The organism is Xenococcus sp. PCC 7305 (genome assembly GCF_000332055.1).
Taxonomy (GTDB): Bacteria; Cyanobacteriota; Cyanobacteriia; order Cyanobacteriales; family Xenococcaceae; genus Xenococcus.
In genome coordinates, this window is the sequence record NZ_ALVZ01000233.1 from 1 (window position 1) to 19847 (window position 19847).

Genomic DNA, 19847 nt, shown 5'->3' on the forward strand with positions numbered 1-19847 from the left:
GGCAGAGGGCAGCGGTGAGACCCCGCGCCGCCGTCAGGCGCAAGGGAACGCTCACCAAGAGAGAGGGCAGAAGGATAAAACTACTTCTAACTTATCCCTTTAGGTTGAATTCCTCCACGTCTTTAAGTGGAACAGGGCATAGTGGTGAGTCTAATTCTCCCACTATGCCAGATACCTTCTGCCTTCTGCCTTCATTCTTCTGCCTTCGATTTAAATAACTCTTAAAGAATACTTACTGAAAAGGGAAGATACTTTTTATCTATGAATTGGGTTTTGGGCTAGATCTCCTGTGGTAACAGCCGCGCTATTTCTGGTCTCTTGAGGTAAGTAATCAGAGACTTTAGTGGGTTTAGCTTTCGGTTGCGTAATTCTTCCGCCCCAAACTAGGGGTAAGCTCAAGACCCCTAGTAGAGCAATGACTCCCGTAACGATCCAGATGGTATATCTACTAGGTCTATAGTTTCTCTGTTCGATTTGTCGATAAACCCTGTTGTAACGCAGGGCTGCTAGTCCAACAATGATTAGTCCTGCAATAATTAAACTCATCCCCAAGATTTCAGAGTTAATTTGATGTGAGGTTAGATTGTCGGTTGTTGTTTGAGACTGCCGCAAAAATAATCCGAAGCGAGCGATCGCTAAACCGAATCCAATCAAAGAAATAGAAGTACGAAGCCAAGCTAAAAAAGTTCGCTCATTAGCTTGATGTTCTCTCTGACGAAGGTTTTTAATCTGTTTTGTCATTCATTTTTGTGGTTGGTTTTCGTCTTGCTTATGTATAGCATCAGAATCATCAAGTTCAAAAGCATAGTTATAGGTTAACTGCGATTGCTCAATACTCGAAATATTTTTCTGTTTTAATGTCTTTTTAAAGCTTTCTAAATAAGCAATCCAAGGAAGTATTCTTTTATGTTAATAGCAAAATATCTTAGTGCGATCGCAAAAGGCTTGGTTGCTTTGTCGGTAGTGCTAAACTTTGATTTAGATCGGAGAATATTTTAGATCTAAAGAATTTTTATGACTATCATTGCTGGATTCATCTTTTTTAGGGATTTCCCTAACACCTAACACCCAACACCTAAAACCTTTTACTCGCAATTAACTTAATTTTGCCAAGTCGTGTGTTTTATATCATTGCTCCTACATGAATACCGAGGTTGATAAACCTCGGGGAAGTATCTACATGAATACTTAGGCAGCTTAAGGTAAATACCTAATTTCTAGGCTTAGGATTTGATTTATAGTATATAAAAAGCTTATGCCGACAAGTACACCACCGAGATACAATAAAGCAGTAATAATCATGTAACCTCCTGAGCGATCACTTTAAATCACTTAGGTTATGACTAGGAAGGATATGCCTCAGTTATGCAATGAGTAAAAATGCTTAGCTATAAAATAACTCATTGGGAAGCCTTTCAAGAGTAGAACAAAAAATCAAATGAGATAGCCTTCAATGGTCAATGCTTAGTGTATCGATGCTTAACTCCCACGGGGAAATAGTTGGGGTCGCCAAAATTATAAAGACTAATATCGGGTAACTGGCGCTGGGAGGGAACATAATTGGCATACTCGCTATTGAGTCGTATAAGTTGCGCATGAATAGAATTGGCGATCGCATCTTGTAACTCCTGAGTGCTGTTTACGGCAATGGCTAACTCAACCGCGATCGCTAAATAGGAATTGTGATCTTGATCTTGCCTAATTTCCATAACAAACTTTCCTGTTACCGAATCACTAATATCCGTTTGCTCTAAGCCAACTTGAATATTTTCAGGATAAATATTTGCTCCATAGTAGGAAAGCACAAAATTAGCGCGGCCAAAAACGTAAACAAACGGCAAAGGATAATGGGGGCTATTATCACCAGAAGCTAATTCTGCTAAAGGATTAAAGCCTTGCTCATTCAGGTAGGCCAACATTTCTTGATAGGAAATAATACCTCCAGTATCAGCAATGTGATAGCGAATCAGCGGGATGCCATTATTTCCAGAAAAGAGCAAAGTACCGTCTTGCACTTCAAAATAGCGACTTGTGGGATCGTATTGGACTAAAGTTGGTAAGCGAGATTCTCCAAAAAACTCCCGAGCGCGATCGGGATGGCTAGCAAAAAAACGACGAATGCAAATACTCAAAGCTGTTTCATTTCCCAAAACCCCGGCATCGGCTGTCCCGTAGAGTGAGGCAAAATCATAACAGGGATTAGTAGAGCCAATCCTGGCCGCGACTAAATCTCGCCATTCTTCACTAAAAACTTCTCCTGCCATCACTAATTTAATCCCATAGTTTTGCCATGGAATGCCTTTACTCAGGCCAGTATCAATAACATCTTTCAGGAAAGGAGGATAGCCGAGCAAGACAACGCGCTCAAACAGAGGGGCTAATTGCTCAATAATACGAAGGATTTCGGTTTTATTGCTACCGGGAGTGACCACCGTGAGAGGATAACCTTTGGTTGCCAAATGACGACAACAATTCGCGGTATAAATTCCGCCCACCCAAGTTCCCAAACTGAAACAAACTACGGCCAGGGTGTTTCCCTGATCTGCCTGGAAACTATTTTGAAATATTTGTTCGAATCTCGTGGCAATCTGATATTCGTCGGTAATAAAACGAGGCCAGAATGTAGGTTGTCCCGTAGAACCTGAAGATACGGCAATCAGATCGCAACTGGCTATTTCCCCTTCATAACAGCGATCGCCTAAAGGATAAGCCCGAATGTAATTTTCTTTATCGATTAAAGGTAAGGACTGAAAATCTGCAATAGTTTTAATCTCTTGAGGATTTATCTGATGTGCTTCGAGGAATTTTTGATAAGCAGGAACCCGATTGCTTACTTGGTGAAATAAATTGATGATTGCCTGTTCTGGGTCAGTATTCAGAGATTTTTTCAGCTTGGTTTCTAACGGAGTGACAAATTCTTGCCAAGCATTTTGTAATCGCTGCTGTTTGCTATTTTCTCTCATAGATTTTTCTCATCGAATTTTTCCAGAATTGATAAATATGGTAGGTTTAAAAACAACAAAAAGGTTCTCAAAATCATGAGGTGCATTTTCCCGTTCCCCGTTCCCCGTTCCCCGTTCCCGAAAGCTTCAATTTGCTGTACCTCGCGAGTAAAAGAATTGCGATCAATCATTTTAAATTGTGTCTGCAAATATCATTAGTCAACAACAAAAAGCTGCTATCTATTTAGGTTGTGCAGTCTGGTCTTACAAAGGCTGGCTAGGTAATTTGTATCCTGCTAAAACTAAGCCTAGCGAATTTCTTCGTCTCTATAGTGATAAATTTGCCACCGTCGAAGGCAATACTACCTTTTATGCGGTTCCCCAACCAAAAACCGTAGCGAAATGGGTTGAACAGACCCCAACTGAATTTAGGTTTTGTCCCAAATTTCCTAAAGAAGTTACTCATCAGGGTTTATTGGAGCAAAATATAGCTAAAGCTCAGGACTTTTTGACGATCATGCAAGGATTGGGAAAAGGCTTAGGCATTGTGTTTGCTCAGCTACTACCTAGTTATAGTCCTTATTATTTCGATGATTTGAGGCGATTTTTGGTTACATGTTCCCAAAAAGATTTATCTCTTGCGGTAGAAGTTCGTCACCCAGGATGGTTTCAAGAAGTTAGTGCCAATCGATTGAACCAGATGTTGAGGGAGTTAAATATTACCAGGGTGCTCCTCGATACTCGTCCAATTTATAATTCTCCAGGCGATCCTCAGGCTAGTTCTTCTCGTCGTAAACCTAATCTTCCGGTGCAGCCAATTGTTACCAGCGATCGCGCATTGGTGAGATTTATTAGCCATCCTGAAAGAAAATACAATGAAATCTATCTAAAAGAATGGGTAGATCAAGTTGAGGGCTGGGTTGAACAAGGTAAAACCGTATATTTCTTTGTCCATTGCCCAATTGAAGAGCGATCGCCTGAGACGGCTGATTACTTTCAGGATTTACTCGAACAACGAGGTCTTACAACTGTTAAGACAACTAGCAAGCATCAGCCAGATAATCCGACCCAACTAAGTTTGTTTTGAGCGTAAAATATGTTTTCAAAATCGGATCGAACATCAGCCTCAACCGCCGAAGATAACAGCATCAGGTATCTCGTAACGCTCCTGACCAATGCGAATAATGCTCAAATCTCCTTGCTCTTCAACCTCAAATTCTCCAGGGTCTGCTTGACTGGCATCATATCCAGTGGCCTTGCCATCCTCGAAGAAGATCGTACGAGTTTGCCCATCTAGTTTTGTTATAGTAACGAGGCCAGTTCCATTACCTTCTCTTTTGACTCCAAAAAAACAAGAGCCAGTTGGTTGCTCAGAAGTCATAGCACAGGGAATATTTCCTGTGGCGTTATATTCAGTGCCTTCTACTAGAGCATCATTGTCGTAGCTATCTTCGGCTTCAGTAATAATCATTTCAAGACGGTAGTTGGCGACCTCATTGCGACGAGCTGCATTTCGCATCATGTAGACTCGAACTTTATAATCACCGCTTTTTTCGAGAATCCCTTCGTACTGATTTTCTCTGATAGAGCCATTGAACATTGCTACTTCATCTTCCCCAGGCATGAGGATGTTGAAGTAATTGCTAAGATTATCCGTCGCCATGCTGATGTTCATATATTGTCCTTCACTGGCACCCAAAACATAATCGACTATTTCATAACCAGTAATTGAACTCTCTGCGATCGCACTGCTGGCCCCTGGTTGAAACTGAACTCGTTCTTGGCGGATATCGGTTTGTCCCAAAGCTGGGGCGAAATTTGTCACTGTTGCCGTCGTTAAAGCAGCAATCAATACGGCAGAAAAAATTCTTCTCATTCTTCTTTATTACTAATTTTCGAAATCAAGATTAATCATAATGTTCTAAATGGCATTTTATCAAGCGATCGCAGAATGAAAGAATAAGCTTAATAGTCTTCAGATATCGAGATTTTACTTATATTGAGACTAGAAACTTATATTGAGACTAGAACTTTTCAGCGATCTCGCGAAGCGAGGCACTGCGCGATCGCAAAACATAAAAGCTTGCTCTGCCGTGCATCCCAGTTTATTGTTAACTCGTGAGTTTTTTCCATCAACAAGTAAGTGTTCTAAACTTTGATTCTCTAAACCACAAGACTAAACACAGCCTAAATTAATCAACATGGGCTAGAACTCCTATCATTCAATACTTACAGCCCAAATAGATAGGTCTATTCAATTTTGAAAATAATTTGAGAGGTTGAAGTTCAATAATACGGAGGTTTTTTTGAACAAAATAAATCTAACTTTGCTAAAATTTGCATCTGAAACAAATAAGTAATAACAATTTATATTTCTCAACAAGTTAATGTCTTCACTCAAAAAGTTTTAGGATTAATACCGTAGCTAATACATCAAATACTCAACAAAAATTTATGGATATCATTACTACAGCTATTATTGCTGCTTTAGCTGCTTTGAGTAAGGATGCTATCTATGACAGTTACAATGCTCTCAAATCTGCTTTGAAGAAAAAATTTAGTTCTGAAAGCGCAGTTATTAATGCAGTTGAGGAATTAGAAAAAAATCCAAATTCTAAAGGTCGTCAAGCTACCTTACAAGAGGAAATTGAAATCACCAAAGCTAATGATGATGCTGAAATTGTTCAATTAGCACAAGATTTACTCAATAAATTACAAAACCAACCTTGTGGGCAAAAGATTATCAATCAAACTCAGACCAACATAGCGAGAGAAAATACTGTAAGTGGAGATTTTAACTTTTCGCCAATTCAAGAAGGTTTCAAGAAATCTTAAGCAATAGTTCAGTCATGAATCAGCTGAATCCAGAGTATAAATACCAAAAACAAGAGAATATCGTCAAAGATACTACGATTGGACGTGACTTGACTTTTGCTTCTCAGCAGATTGAAACTTACATCGAGACTCAAATAATAGAGATTTCGGCTGAAAAAGTCACTCAGAAAGAATTAAATAAATCATCTCCCTATAAAGGACTTAAAAGATTCAACCAAAGTGATCGCGAATACTTTTTTGGTCGTGATACACTCCTTGCTAAATTATTCAACGCAGTAAATAAAAGTAGCTTTACATTAGTCTTTGGTGCTTCTGGAAGTGGTAAATCATCATTAATCCGTGCTGGATTAATTCCTGAATTCAAAAAATCACTTCAATCACAAGAGTTATATGATTTTATTTTTACTCCTAATCAAGATCCTTTTGAGTCTCTATATGGTTGCTTGCTCAGTGAAGAAAAAGATTATCATTTCAGTGCTTCAGATGTTGAATTTGTTAGACAAGGAAAACCTAATACACTTTCTAAATTAGTAAGTAAATTGACTCAAGATAAAAAGCGATCACTTTTTTTTATTGATCAGTTCGAGCAATTATTTATTGATACAGATGAAAAAAAACGTCAGAATTTCATTGGAGAAATTGTTCGGATTGCCAAAAAAGAGGAGAGTTCTGTCAGAATTATCCTAGCAATGCGGTCTGACTTCTTAGAACAGTTGAGTTTCTATCCAACTTTGGGTGCGTTAGCCAATCAATATAATATGCATCTGGTTACTCCAATGTATTCTGATGAAATAAGACAAGCTATCGAGCAGCCAGCAGCTAAACATGGAGTAGTCTTTGAACCAGCACTAGTCGAACAAATCATTAAAGAAGTAGAAGGGCAAAGCGGTTATCTTCCTTTGTTACAACACACTCTAGATTTACTTTGGGATAAAGAGTGTACAACTAAGTCTTTCGATGGTCGTTTATATATTGAAAACCGTGTTTTGAATAAAGTAAATTATGCAGTTCTAGGTGGAGTAAGGGGTTCACTGCAAAATTATGTTGATGATATCTTCAAAAATATATGTAAAGAAAACAGAGATGGAGAATTAGTAACTAAGCAAATATTGTCGAAGTTAGTAAATATTGTTGAATCCGATTCGGGAACTAGAGTAGTTAGTAGGCGAGCTTATCATTATGAATTTGTCGGGGAATCGGTAAAAAAGATTCTCCAGATATTTATTAATAAAAATTTACTAGTCAGCAACTATGAGTATTTAAGCGAAGAAAAACCACTTAGTCAGGAAAGTAAAAAACAGAAACAAAACGCTACGGTTGAGATAGCTCATGAAATTCTACTTTCATCTTGGGATCAACTAAAACGTTGGCTAGAAGTAGAAAAAGAAGCGATTATTATCAAAAATTGGTTAGCTGATGAAACAAGAAGATGGTCAAAAATTTTAGCAGAGAATAAATCTAAAGCTAATGATGAACTTTTGAAGGGATCTAGATTAGGACAGATAGAAAAATTTCAAGAGGAAAATGCTTTTGAAAAATTAGGAGGTTTATCTCAACAAGAAAAAAAGTTCGTTGATGCCAGTATTGAATGGCGCAAGCGAGAAGCCAAACTCACCAAACTTCGTGAAGGATTAATCATTGGTGCTTCAATTACTATTTCAATATTTGCCGGTATTGCTATCAGGCAATTACACAAGTCGAGAATTAATGAAATTAATGCTATTAGTAACTCTGCTGAAACACTTTTAACAACGAACCAAGAACTTGAAGCACTGGTAACTCAACTCGAAGCAGGAAAAATAATTAAAAAATCTATATTTAGCGCAGATACGAAAACTGAAATCAAATTTTTAGGAATATTGCAAAATATTTTTTACCAAATCAGTGAATTTAATCGCTTAGAAAGACATGGCGCCGATGTCATAGGAGTTCGATTTAGTCCAGATGGCAAAATAATTGCTTCTATAAGTTTAGATAGAACAGTTAAACTCTGGAATCTACGAGGAGAATTGCTCAGCTCTTTTCCATTTCATAATTTTAGTACCAATAGCTTAACATTTAGTCCAGATAGCACACAGATACTGATAGGGGATTCAAACGGAAAAGTTAATATTTGGAGTTTACAAGGAAATCTTATCCGTACTCTTAATGGTCATGGCGATAGAGTTAGCTATGTATTGTACAGTTCTAATGGTAAGACTATTGCTTCTGCAAGCAGTGATAAAACCATTAAGCTTTGGAATTCAGAAGGAAAACTGCTTCATACTCTTACTGGTCATACAGCGAGTATAAGCAGCTTAATATTTAGCCCAAATGGGCAAATTATTGCTTCAGGAAGTTTTGACGATACTCTAAAACTTTGGAATCTTAAAGGGGAATTAATTCACAGTTTTGATAAATATTCTGAGCATATTAAAAAAATATCCTTTACTCCTAATTCCCAAAATATTATTTCTATAAGTGCAGATAAAAAGATCAAAATATGGAATATTCAAAGAGAAAGTATTGCAGGATTTAATTTGAATACTGACTATAGTGACAATCTATTATTTACTAATGATGGTCGAGTTAGAGATGTAGACACACAAGATAAAAAAGAGCTAAGAAATAAAAGCTTTAAATCCATATCTAAGGTGCCTAGTATCCTTTCTGATAATGTTACTTATGATAAACTAAAGAAATTAGAGAGTAACATTAGAGAAAAAATTATTATTAGCTCCGATAGGAAAATAATTGCTTCGACAAACATAAAAGACAAAAATATTAGACTTTGGAATATAAAAGGAGGGTTACTTCATACTTTAGCTGGGCATACAGACATTATTTTGCGTATCAAATTTAGTCCTGATGGAAAAACTCTAGTTTCTTCTAGCTTAGATAGAACAATACGACTATGGGACTTAGAAGGTAAGTTACTTAATACTATGTATGGCCATCAAGATCATATTTGGGATGTAGAATTTAGCCCCGATGGAAAAATCCTTGCTTCTTCTAGTAGAGATAAAACAGTAAAGCTCTGGCATCTTCAACAAGAACTACTTCCTGCTTTAAAAAGTCATACTAGTTTTGTCACTAGCCTAGCATTTAGTCCTGATGGAAAAACTATTGCCTCTGCAAGTGTTGATAAGACAATTAAGCTGTGGAATCTTCAAGGAAAACTTTTATCTACTTTCTATGGGCATAAAAGTTCGGTGGGAAGTGTAGTATTTAGTCCCGATGGAAAAACTATTGCTTCTGCAAGTGCTGATAAGACAATTAAGCTGTGGAATCTTCAAGGAAAACTTTTATCTACTTTCTATGGTCACAGAAGTAATATTCTTGGTTTAGCATTTAGTCCTGATGGAAAAACTATTGCTTCTGCAAGTGCTGATAAGACAATTAAGCTGTGGAATCTTCAGGGAAAAGTAGTCCATACATTAAATGATCATATTAAAACTGTTGAAGATGTTGCATTTAGTCCAGACGGTGAAATTCTTGCCTCAGCTAGTTGGGATGGTACTATCAAATTTTGGAATCTGAAGCCAGAGGAAAAACCAGTTCATCCTATCAATACGATCCAAGGTCATACCAAAGGAGTTAAAAGCGTAGCATTTAGTCCTAATGGGAAAATAGTTGCTTCAGCTAGTGACGATGAAACAGTAAAACTTTGGAGTTTACAAGGGGAATTAATTCACACTCTTAAAGGACATATTTATCCTGTGACTAGCGTAGCATTTAGTCCAGATGGGAAAAACCTTGCTTCTTCAAGTAATGATGGGACAGTAAAGTTTTGGAATTTAGAAGGTGAATTTATCTTTACTCTCAAAGGTCACGATAAACTTGTCAACAGCGTAGTATTTAGTCCAGATGGGAAAAACCTTGCTTCAGCTAGTCTTGACAAAACAGTTCGGATTTGGAGTTTGAAATTGAATGATTCAAATAATATACTTTCGCTTGGTTGTGACTGGATTCTTCACTACTTAACTTACAACCCTAACGTTAGTAAAGTAGATCGCAAACTATGTGAGAGCTTTAAAAACAACTATTAATTCTTCGTTATTCACTTTTCAGGGAATTTTTTTCAGCTTTTTTATTTCACTCCCGATAATAGAGAAAAATCGACCATTCAATCAGCACTGATAAGAAGACCGCAGATAGCGTAGAAAATAGGTTCCATTCAGAGCAATATCACCTACTTTGAAATGCCCCAAAATTACCAATATTGTTGCTTATCCGAAAATACTCTCTTTTTGACGCTCCCACCGGTAAACCACATAAGAGTATTAATTTCATGTTTCAAGGACAACTGTAATCGGGAAATGATCTGAGAATCCGTCTTCATCAAAGTTACGTGATGGCCTCCCAAAGCGACGGGGAGCACTGGCCGATCCTTGAATTTCATCAGGACGAAAAATAGCAACGGTTTCGCGACGAATTTAAATGGGACTATTACTTAGAAGCATGCCTTGAGAAACAAGAAATTGATCTAGCATGTTCCAATCCGAACCAAAGCGAAAAGTTCCGGGATTCTCCTGGCTCATCAGAGGCCACATCAGATTACTCAAACAAAGTTAAAGTAATCCTCGATAGCGAATAAATAGTAGAATAACTGCCCAGGAGCCTAGGGCTACTTTGATTCCTACTAGTATATTGAGCAAGGGAATAGCGCCACCACTAAAAAGTGCCCCTAATTGACCCAAAGGCAATTCAATCCCCATCAGAGTTATCACGGCCAATAAGATAAAAATCAGAACAGATACTTTTTCCCAAGTGGCCGCATGCCATTTTTTATAAGTTTGCTCCATCCAGACTGATGAAGAGGTGATCGCAATCAAACCGATCGCAGTTCCCCCAGCAACTCCAGCCGCGAAACCGCCCCCAGGACTCAGATGACCACGAATAGCAAGCTCAATACTCACCAATGCCGCAATGGTTGCACCCAAGCGAGCAAGCACCATAGAGGGTTCATCACTAAATTGGTAAACCATTGTGGTGGGTTGTTCATTGGAAAGGAGAAATCCCACTCCTAAAACCGCGATCGAAAATACTACTACTTCGAAAATAGTGTCATAGAGACGATTGCGAAAAATAATCCCAGAAACCGCATTGGGAACTCCAGCATCTTCTACTATCGAACCAACAATCGAAAATTCTTCCCATTCTGCTGTGGGATTAGGCATGATCAACATTTTAATAAATAATGCGATTCCCGCCACAATATAAACCCATTTCATTAATGTTTTTCCTCCAAGCTTGATATGTTGATATAGTTTAGAGAAGTTTCTGCTGAAGTTAACTCCGTTTGTAAAATCTCAAACAGACGATGCACTCTAACTTTTGTTTGATAGTTAGTTTTTGTTTGATAACTAATTTTATTATTCGGTGCTAATTCTGTGTTGTTAGTACAGATAGCATGGACTTCTTTAGCTGCTAATGCCTGTTCTAAAGCTTGTGAATTAGAATATTCCACCAATTCTAGACGTAAATGATGCTTTTGCATAACTGTTTTCAAGCTAGCTATGATTTCTGGGAAACAATCTTCCGATATTGTTTGCTCCTCTTGTACAATTCCCAAACGCATCACAAAGGAGGAACGAACTGCAATGACATAGAGCGTAACGGCCAACATAGTACCGACCAAAGCTTCGGTTAAAGCCACATCTGCTCCGCCCAATACTGCATAGACTAATGCGGCCACTGCACCTAATATACCTCTAAGAATTAAGGCGTTATAGGGGTTGGTTTCAAACAGCAAAATTGCAGCGGTTAAAGGTAGCAAAGCTACTATGACGTAAATATATTTATCAATCATTATCTTTTTTTGAGATTTACCTAATACCTAATACCTAATACCTTTCACTGTTCATCAGAACTTGAGCAGTATGCCAACACATAACCCAATACAGTATTCCAAATTGCTAGGGTAATAATTGCTAAAAGTAATAATGGCCATTCATTAGGTATACGAAGGAGCAATCCTATAACAATAATCATCGAGCCCAAAGTGTCTGATACCGAAAGACTGTGCAGTTTAAACAACACAGATCGGTTTCCTATCAGAGGCAATGTTCCCCAAAACCAAAAAATTATGCCGACCACAATGCAGCTATAACTTAAAATTTCAATCATATTTCGTTAATCCTTTTGAGTAAATGAGCGAGTAACATTAATCCTGCTTCACCGACACTAAGGATAATGACGGCAACGACGCCAATTGACCAATCATCACGTAAGACCGAAATAAATAGCATAATAATCGAGGTTTTGGTAGCAATACTGGCAAATGCGAGCATTTTTTGCCAAATATCACCATCTTGCCAAGCTTCATAAATAGGGATTAGTAAAGCCAAAATCATGGCGATCAAAATTGAGTCCATCATTATTTTCTGTTCTTTTTCCTTTTCACTCTATGAACCTGATACCAACCTTGTTCCTGATACTTTAAGACAATTGTTTTGGGCGTAAAAGTAATCAGAAATATATCGAGAAAAATTAGTCCAGGAGTTCTTCTCGGTTTAACTCTTTCTGAGACTATATCTTCTTCATTATGAGGACGCACCATAATTTCGACCGCTTCGACAAAAGCCTGGGGAATCGCCATCATAATTTCACAAAAAGTTTGTAGCCAATCCTTGAGCGGTGCCGATTTGAGATAGCTACGGGGTAATAAAAACGCGATTGCAACTCCAATAGCAATATTGCCCACACTAAAATCAGCCGTCAGCAAAAACCAAATTACCAGTCGCAATATCAGATCAAGATAGCCAATCATGCTGCCCACACCATCCAAAAAATTAAGATAAACATCAAACTCATCATGCCAATTAGATGATCAAATTTTTCGCTAACTCGCGAGATTTTAAGTAGCGATCGCTTAAAAATCAACAAGTACATAATCCAACCAACTCCTATGGTTATCAAAGGTTTGACAATATTTTTGAAACTGTAAGCTTCGTAATAAAATCCATTGGCAGCAATCAATCCCCCCAGTAAAACAATCATTGCTAACCAAAAACCAGGTGAGAGCTTTTTCTCTTCCTTAGTCTTGACTATTTTTTGATGAGGTAAAAAGATAAATTTGGCAAAGGAAATAGCCGTTCCCAAAGCAGCAATATTCATTGCAATAACTTGCCAAGGCAAGAAATTTTTACTAGTCAAAACCTTGGCACCAAAGCCTGACAATAAAGGAAAACCAGAGATCGAAAAACTAGCGATCGCTAAAGCTAGCCAAATCTGATTACTAAGAGGCTGATATTGCAATTCCTTAAAATTACGACTGGGCAAAACTCCGGCAATTAAAAACAAAGCTGACTTAACTAATCCATGAGTTAAAGCGTAAAATCCTCCCACCACTGGTGCCGCGAGCACAAAACCTAACTGAGAAATGGTATGAAAAGCCAACATACGCTTGGTATCTTTTTCCCATACGGCATAACCCACCCCTAAAACCGCTGTCGCCACGCCAAAAAACCTGACAATCGGATCAAGTTCTTCTAGCATCAGCGCAAAACGCACTAAAGGAAACACTCCTGCTTTGACCACCACTCCCGACAACATTGCTGAGACTGGACTTTCTGATTCCGAGTGAGTTAACGGTAACCATAAACCTGAGAAGAAAATACCTCCTTTGACGAGCAATGCCAGAATAATTAGCGCGATCGCCTCTGGAGGAGCACCTCGCAAACCAGCATAATTAAAAGAGTGATGAGCTTGATAAACCAAAATTGCTCCTACCAAATAAAACAGCATCGCTGTATTACTCACAAACAGATAGCGCAACCCAACCCAAATTGATTTATCGGTTCGAGGATAGGCAATCAGCAAAAATGCCGCAACACTAATAACTTCTAATGCCACATACAAACTAATCAAATCAGCGCAGATAAAACTCGCATTCACGCTGCCATGCAAGATTATCGTCTGCATATAAAAAAAGCTTGTTTTTTGCGTAGACCAACAATAGAGAATAACTGCTGCGGTGACTAAAGCATTAGTCAGGATAAAAAAGCCACTCAATTGGTCGATTACCAAGGTAACCCCAAAATTATCTAGTAGCTGAATATTTAAAGGTGCAGACTCAACAAACGCCTGATATGCATAAACAGCAGAAACTATTGTTATACCTAAAGCCAGCCAGCGATCCAGCTTGGGAAATAGATAAATAACAAATCCCACAAAAAAAGGTAGGGCAATCCAGGCGATCGTAAAGTTGGTCATATAGTATTAATTAATTATCCCGGCGTTGATTAAGTCCAAATATCCAATCATACTTTTACCATCCAAAAGACTAAAATTAGCATCAGACTCATTCCCCCAATCAAATGATCGAATTTTTCGATCTCACGAGGCAATTTAAAAACTATTTTATTAAAAACCAAAAGATAGATTAACCAACCTATAGCGATCGTCACCAGGGGCTTAAAAATATTAGCTATGGTATAGGCCTGGTAATAGAATCCATTGGCCGCAACCAATCCCCCCAGTAAGATTGTCATTGCCCACCAAAACCCGGCTTGTGGCTTGGCGTTTTCTCCGTCTCCCTTTAGTTGAGAGGGCGAAGTCCGGTGAGAGATAAAAATAAATTTGGCGAAAATGATCGTTGTTCCGATAGTTGCCAGATTCATGGCAATAACCTGCCAAGGAAATAGGTTTTTCGTCGTCAAAATCTTGGCGCCAAAACCCGACAGTAAAGGAAAGCCTGAAATCGAAAAACTTGCTATCACTAGGGCTATCCAGACAGCATTACCAACTGGGCGATGTTGCAGTTCCTTAAAGTTGCGACTTGGCAAATTGCCGGCTATTAGAAAAAGCGCGGATTTAACCAATCCATGAGTTAGAGCATAAAATCCTCCTACTTCTGGTGCGGCGAGGATAAACCCCAATTGAGAAATAGTGCTAAAGGCCAAAGTTCGTTTGGTATCCTTTTCAAAAATGGCCCCCAACACCCCTAAAAGTGCAGTGGTAACGCCGAAGATACGAATAATAGGTTCGATTTCTTCTACCATCAAGGCATAACGCACGAGGGGACAAACTGCCGCTTTGACCACGACCCCCGAAAGCATTGCCGAAACTGGCGATTGGGATTCGGAATGAGTTAGAGGCAACCATAAACCCGAGACGAAAATACCCCCTTTGACCAGCAGTGCCATAATAATCAAAGCAACTGCTTCTGGTGGAGAACCGCGCAAACCTTGAAAGTTAAAGGAGTGATGAGCCTGATACACAAGTACTGCACCCACGAGATAAAAGAGCATTGCTGTGTTGCTCACAAACAGATAGCGCAAGCCAACCCAAATTGACTTATCTGTTCGAGGATAGGTAATTAGTAAAAATGCGGCAACACTGATTATTTCTAGAGCTACATACAAACTAATCAAGTCTGCACAGATAAAACTAGCGTTAACGCTGCCATGCAGAATAATCATCTGCATATAGAAAAAACTCGTTCTCTCGGTAGACCAACAATAGAGAACAACTGCCGCGGTGACTAAAGCATTAGTCAGGATAAAAAAGCCACTTAATTGGTCGATTACTAGAGTAACCCCAAAATTATCTAGTAGCTGAATATCTAATGGTGCTGGGGCAACAAATACTAGATAGGCATAAACAGCAGAAACTATTGTTATACCTAAAGCCAGCCAGCGATCTAGTTTGGGCAGCAGATAAATAACAAATCCCACAAAAAAGGGCAAGGCAATCCAGGCGATCGTAATCTCAGTCATGGCGTATTGCTTTCTTCGATCGCACTAATTTCTAGAGTTGGATTATCTTTCGCTAGTTTCATAACCCCGACTAACATCAAAGCTTGAATAGAAAACCCAATTACAATTGCCGTTAAGATAACAGCCTGAGGAACAGGATCAGAGTAGGTAACATCTTCAGCCTGAGCCAAAATAGGGGTGTATAACCCTTCTCTTGAGGCAATTAATACGTAGTAAGCAATGACTCCCGTACTCATGACGTCCATTGAGATTGTTTTCATCACCAAGTTTTTCTTAAAGATAATGCCAAAAAATCCTAATAAAATAGTGGCAAAGACAAAAGCTTCTAACATAAATCAGTTATCCCCATTCGAGGACCTAGTCAGTTATTAGTTATCAGTAGGAGATAGTCAGTTATAGCGACGTTAAAGACTATTTTTTAGGAGAAATAGCATCGGAACAATCAAAACAGTGCGTAATACTAACTGAGAAGCAAATTGCAAAGCTCTTTCATTAGTAACTTCTGCCGTAACTAGTTGATTATTAGATTTTTTATTAGTGCTGGGAACTAGAAAAATGATGGTTATGGCATACAAAATGAAATAAAGCCACACCAAAGAATTATGATCTGAAAGTAAGTAATTCATGATTTATACTCAATTAGAATTGTTTTGGAGGACTGAGCACTGAGTCAGGATAAATACTCAATGCTCAACACTTAAGGCTCAATTTTTAACTTCTAAAGCTAGATCCGAATTTTCTGCGACTTCTTCTACTACTTCGCCTTCTTGTTGGAAAGCAAAACGTAGTAAAGGAGGTGCTACAAAGGTTGTCAAAATTACCATGATAATAATGGCTGCTTGTAAAGGCTTATCCAAAACGCCGCTAGCAGCACCAATGCCTGCAAAAACTAGGCCAACCTCTCCCCGAGGAATCATGCCAATACCAATTGCTAAACGATTGATTTTCTCTTTGCCCCAGATGGCCCAACCAGTGATAATTTTGCCGATGATAGCTACGACAACTAAAAAAGCAGCAATAACCAATCCTTCGCGATTATCTGCACTAGCAGGATTAAGAACACTAAGGTCTACTCTTGCTCCTACTGAGACAAAGAATATGGGAACTAAAATATCGGCAATGGGGATGATTTGTTGATCCAGTTCTTTTCGTTTGTCTGTTTCATCTAAAACTAAACCAGCCGCAAAAGCACCTAATATTGCCTCTAAATGAATCGCATTCGCTAAAAACGCCATGGAAAGAGCAAATATTAAAGCGGGAATAACCAACTTCCCTCTAGTTTGTAACTTTTCTGCGATCGCAACGAAACTTTTATTAAAGAATTTACCTAAAAATATTGAACCCAACAAGAAAGCTGTGGCACTAATAATTAAGTAAACTAAATTGACGATATCGACATCTCCAGTTTTTGCCAAACTAGCAACTACCGCTAAAACAATGATACCGAGAACATCATCAATAACCGCCGCCCCAACAATAATTTGTCCTTCTGTAGATTTGAGTTGTCCTAATTCTGAAAGAACTTTGGAGGTAATCCCAATACTAGTAGCGGTCAGAGCTGCACCAGCAAATACTGCGGGGATAGTTGGCATACCAAAGATTAACATCAGTCCTGCTGTGCCCGCGATAAAGGGAGCGACTACCCCGACTACTGCAACGATCGCAGCTCGGGAGCCCACTTTTTGTAATTCTCTCAAATCGGATTCCAAGCCGATTTCAAACAAGAGAACAATGACCCCAAGCTCTGCTAGGACGGAAATAACCTCGCTCTGAGTGCTAAATACTGACCCAACAGCTTCAGGAGTCAAGCCGCCAACTTGTTGCAGAATAGTCATCACAACCGAATCACTAGCCGTTGCCCCTGTTTCAGGAAAAACTAATAAATGTAATGCCGAAACCCCGACGACTACACCAGCAACCAATTCACCCAGTACTGGAGGTAAATCAACTAACTTGGAGAGTTCTCCTCCCAATTTACTTGCTAGATAGATAAAAACAAGACTTAATAAAACTCCAGCCAACACCAGGGATGTGCTTTCCGAGCTGGGCTCGGTGGCAAGCAATGGTGAGCCCACAACAAAATCAGGAATTAATCCACTATGAAATATTGATGCTAAATTTATCATGGTGATTTTTTATTCAGTTACAGAATTATTAATTAGCTTTGAACCTTTAGTTATCCAATTGCTTGGGGACTAATTGTGTCACGACCCAGTTCCGTAACATGCTCGTCAACATAATTGACTGCTTGTTGGAGAGCCGTAGTGCGATCGCTGACCATATGACTACTGGGCACTATTTTCATAACCCCCAACTTTCTCAGACGTTTTTCTGCCTGTCCGCTAACGCCAACAAGGAATACCTGGCGATCTTTTTCTACTGCCTCTTCAATGGCATTTTCCAGCGCCAAGGAAGAAGTTACTCCCAAAATTGGGACTTCCGATAAATCTAAAACTAATACTTGATAATCATTAATTAAATTATGTTCACGAGAAATTGCTTTTGCTACCCCAAAAATCATGGGGCCACTGAGATAGAACAAGAGAACGCGGCCATTGGCTCTTTCTAATAAATTCTTCTCTTCTGCATTAAGCTCAATTTCCTCGTCATCATAGGTAACAGCTTTAACCGAATCTGCACGGTGATTAGAAAGACGCTCAATAGTAAGGATATTGGCAACGAAAACCCCTACCCCAACAGCAACAATCAAGTCAACAAATACCGTTAGAGCAATTACTCCATACATAATAGTTGCAGCTTTGGGAGAAATTTTGTGGGCGCGTTTAAGAAAGCCCCAATCCACAATGTCGATACCTACTTTCAAAGCAATACCAGCCAAGACCGCACTGGGAATACCTGTCAAATATTGACTCAATCCTAAAACTACGACTAGCAAAACTAAAGCTCTGGTCAAACCAGATACCGCAGTTCTCCCACCAGTTTGGATGTTGACAACTGTTCCCATGGTTGCTCCAGCACCAGGCATGCCACCGAATAAACCAGAAACCAAATTCCCAATACCTTGACCGATTAATTCTTTATTCGAGTTATGTTCAGTTCGAGTTAAACTATCGGCAACCAATGAAGTTAGCAAAGCATCGATGCAACCCAACATACCTAAGACTAAAGCGTCAACTAGCATGGTTTGTATTTGAGTGGCACTGAAAGTTGGCATCTGTAAGCTAGGTAACCCAACAGAAATTTCTCCAATGGTGCGTATCTCAGAATTACCAAGGAAGAAAGTCGCAATTAACGTTCCCACAATTAGGGCTAGAAGCTGAGGCGGCAAAAATTTCTTAAGTTTACTAGGGTAAAACAAAAGAATTGCTACTGTTAAACCAGCTAAAAAAGTCTCTAATGGATTAATTCCTGCAATTAGCGTCGGTAAATTTTGGATTGTTCCGAGCACCCCACCCTTGGGACTAGACTGACCTAAAAATGGTGCAGTTTGCAGAATAATTAGAATCACCCCGATCCCGGACATGAAACCAGAGATAACCGTGTAGGGCATTAGGGTAACGTATTTGCCAAGCTTCAAAGCCCCAAAAATAATTTGAAAAACCCCAGCCAACATCACAACAGTAAATGCCATTGCCAAACCAGTTTCAGGATTGGCAGCAGTCAGACTGGCAATAACTGCGGTGAACACAACAGTCATTGGCCCTGTGGGTTCAGAAATCAGGGTAGGCGTACCGCCAAAAAGAGCAGCAAAAAAGCCAACTAAAATTGCGCCCCATAAACCAGCAGAAGCTCCTGCACCAGAGGCAACCCCGAAAGTTAGAGCCATTGGCAAGGCGATCACCGCAGCAGTGACGCCCCCGAAGATATCTCCTTGGAGATTTCTAAAATGAATTTTGTTAGTAATCGACATTGTGAAAATCTAGAAGGTTGTTTGATTCCGTTTTTATAAGTTTTTAATATTATGCTTTAAGAAAGCTATTAATAAAATTGGTTTCCGGCGGCAAATATTAATGAAACCTAAATTTCATTCTTTAAAATCTATCGTTGAATTGTTTAGGATTGAGTTAAGTCAATAAAGAAATTGTACAGCAATCATGACAAAAAACAATATCTAAGGCAAAAAGTTTTTTTATCTCACTGCTAATTAAGACTTATGAATTGGCAAGACTCTGCTATCTAATTCAGCTTCAATTCAATCTTCAGGAACAGGATCATAACCACCAGGATGAAAAGGATGACATCGCAAAATCCTTTTGGCTGCCAGAAAACTACCTTTAAAAACACCGAATTTTTCGATCGCGGTTATTGCATAATTAGAACAAGTCGGCTGAAAACGACAAGTGGGAGGAAACAGCGGCGAAATCAACAGGCGATAGCCCCGAATTAATTGGATTAGTAAATATTTCAT

The 19847-nt window shown here is 38.9% G+C and carries 18 protein-coding genes; 3 read left to right on the top strand and 15 right to left on the bottom strand.

The features are described from left to right. Window positions 1-255: 255 nt before the first annotated feature. Together XEN7305_RS25175 and XEN7305_RS25180 are read right to left on the bottom strand one after the other, a co-directional pair. Window positions 256-741 carry a YidH family protein gene (locus XEN7305_RS25175; protein WP_006512374.1) on the bottom strand — a complete coding sequence of 162 codons (486 nt, stop codon included), beginning with the start codon at window positions 739-741 and terminating at the stop codon, window positions 256-258. Between the two features lie 716 nt (window positions 742-1457). Next, window positions 1458-2963 carry a phenylacetate--CoA ligase family protein gene (locus XEN7305_RS25180; RefSeq protein WP_006512376.1) on the bottom strand — a complete coding sequence of 502 codons (1506 nt, stop codon included), beginning with the start codon at window positions 2961-2963 and terminating at the stop codon, window positions 1458-1460. A gap of 178 nt (window positions 2964-3141) precedes the next feature. Between XEN7305_RS25180 and XEN7305_RS25185 the strand changes: the two genes are divergently transcribed. Further along, on the top strand, window positions 3142-4029 hold the full coding sequence (locus XEN7305_RS25185; protein WP_006512377.1) for a DUF72 domain-containing protein: 888 nt from the start codon (window positions 3142-3144) through the stop codon (window positions 4027-4029). 39 nt (window positions 4030-4068) lie between these two features. Here XEN7305_RS25185 and XEN7305_RS25190 read toward each other — a convergent pair whose 3' ends face one another. Further along, complete coding sequence (locus XEN7305_RS25190; protein ID WP_006512378.1) at window positions 4069-4818, bottom strand: hypothetical protein; 750 nt, start codon at window positions 4816-4818, stop codon at window positions 4069-4071. A 578-nt stretch (window positions 4819-5396) separates the two neighbouring features. Between XEN7305_RS25190 and XEN7305_RS25195 the strand changes: the two genes are divergently transcribed. Together XEN7305_RS25195 and XEN7305_RS25200 are read left to right on the top strand one after the other, a co-directional pair. Continuing rightward, complete coding sequence (locus tag XEN7305_RS25195) at window positions 5397-5777, top strand: hypothetical protein (RefSeq protein ID WP_006512379.1); 381 nt, start codon at window positions 5397-5399, stop codon at window positions 5775-5777. A gap of 14 nt (window positions 5778-5791) precedes the next feature. Continuing rightward, complete coding sequence (locus XEN7305_RS25200) at window positions 5792-9805, top strand: WD40 repeat domain-containing protein (RefSeq protein ID WP_006512380.1); 4014 nt, start codon at window positions 5792-5794, stop codon at window positions 9803-9805. 522 nt (window positions 9806-10327) lie between these two features. On the opposite strand, the gene XEN7305_RS25210 is transcribed toward XEN7305_RS25200, so the two are convergent. The 12 genes from XEN7305_RS25210 to yidD form a co-directional block, all read right to left on the bottom strand. Further along, window positions 10328-10990, bottom strand: a complete 663-nt coding sequence (locus tag XEN7305_RS25210) for a Na(+)/H(+) antiporter subunit B (RefSeq protein WP_006512381.1) — start codon at window positions 10988-10990, stop codon at window positions 10328-10330. Beyond that, on the bottom strand, window positions 10990-11568 hold the full coding sequence (locus tag XEN7305_RS25215) for a DUF4040 domain-containing protein (RefSeq protein ID WP_006512382.1): 579 nt from the start codon (window positions 11566-11568) through the stop codon (window positions 10990-10992). The genes XEN7305_RS25210 and XEN7305_RS25215 overlap by 1 nt, the downstream gene beginning before the upstream one ends. Before the next feature lie 44 nt (window positions 11569-11612). Continuing rightward, the gene (locus XEN7305_RS25220) at window positions 11613-11885 is read right to left on the bottom strand and encodes a monovalent cation/H(+) antiporter subunit G (protein ID WP_006512383.1); all 273 of its coding nucleotides are present in this window, start codon (window positions 11883-11885) and stop codon (window positions 11613-11615) included. Further along, complete coding sequence (locus XEN7305_RS25225; protein WP_040899620.1) at window positions 11882-12133, bottom strand: hypothetical protein; 252 nt, start codon at window positions 12131-12133, stop codon at window positions 11882-11884. Before XEN7305_RS25225 ends, XEN7305_RS25220 begins: the two co-directional genes overlap by 4 nt. A 2-nt stretch (window positions 12134-12135) precedes the next feature. Beyond that, window positions 12136-12528: a Na+/H+ antiporter subunit E gene (locus XEN7305_RS25230; protein WP_006512385.1), complete on the bottom strand. Its 393-nt coding sequence runs from the start codon at window positions 12526-12528 to the stop codon at window positions 12136-12138. After that, entirely contained in the window at window positions 12525-13973 is a 1449-nt protein-coding gene (locus XEN7305_RS25235) for a cation:proton antiporter (RefSeq protein WP_006512386.1), read from the bottom strand. Before XEN7305_RS25235 ends, XEN7305_RS25230 begins: the two co-directional genes overlap by 4 nt. A 47-nt stretch (window positions 13974-14020) precedes the next feature. Further along, window positions 14021-15478 carry a cation:proton antiporter gene (locus XEN7305_RS25240; protein WP_006512387.1) on the bottom strand — a complete coding sequence of 486 codons (1458 nt, stop codon included), beginning with the start codon at window positions 15476-15478 and terminating at the stop codon, window positions 14021-14023. Continuing rightward, window positions 15475-15810 (bottom strand): cation:proton antiporter subunit C, encoded by a 336-nt coding sequence (locus XEN7305_RS25245; RefSeq protein ID WP_006512388.1) that lies wholly within the window; start codon window positions 15808-15810, stop codon window positions 15475-15477. Before XEN7305_RS25245 ends, XEN7305_RS25240 begins: the two co-directional genes overlap by 4 nt. Before the next feature lie 72 nt (window positions 15811-15882). Beyond that, complete coding sequence (locus XEN7305_RS25250; protein WP_006512389.1) at window positions 15883-16104, bottom strand: hypothetical protein; 222 nt, start codon at window positions 16102-16104, stop codon at window positions 15883-15885. A gap of 78 nt (window positions 16105-16182) precedes the next feature. Next, on the bottom strand, window positions 16183-17604 hold the full coding sequence (locus XEN7305_RS25255; RefSeq protein ID WP_006512390.1) for a cation:proton antiporter: 1422 nt from the start codon (window positions 17602-17604) through the stop codon (window positions 16183-16185). A 50-nt stretch (window positions 17605-17654) separates the two neighbouring features. Then, window positions 17655-19349 carry a SulP family inorganic anion transporter gene (locus tag XEN7305_RS25260; RefSeq protein ID WP_006512391.1) on the bottom strand — a complete coding sequence of 565 codons (1695 nt, stop codon included), beginning with the start codon at window positions 19347-19349 and terminating at the stop codon, window positions 17655-17657. 282 nt (window positions 19350-19631) lie between these two features. Continuing rightward, window positions 19632-19847 (bottom strand): membrane protein insertion efficiency factor YidD, encoded by a 216-nt coding sequence (gene yidD / locus XEN7305_RS25265; protein ID WP_006512392.1) that lies wholly within the window; start codon window positions 19845-19847, stop codon window positions 19632-19634.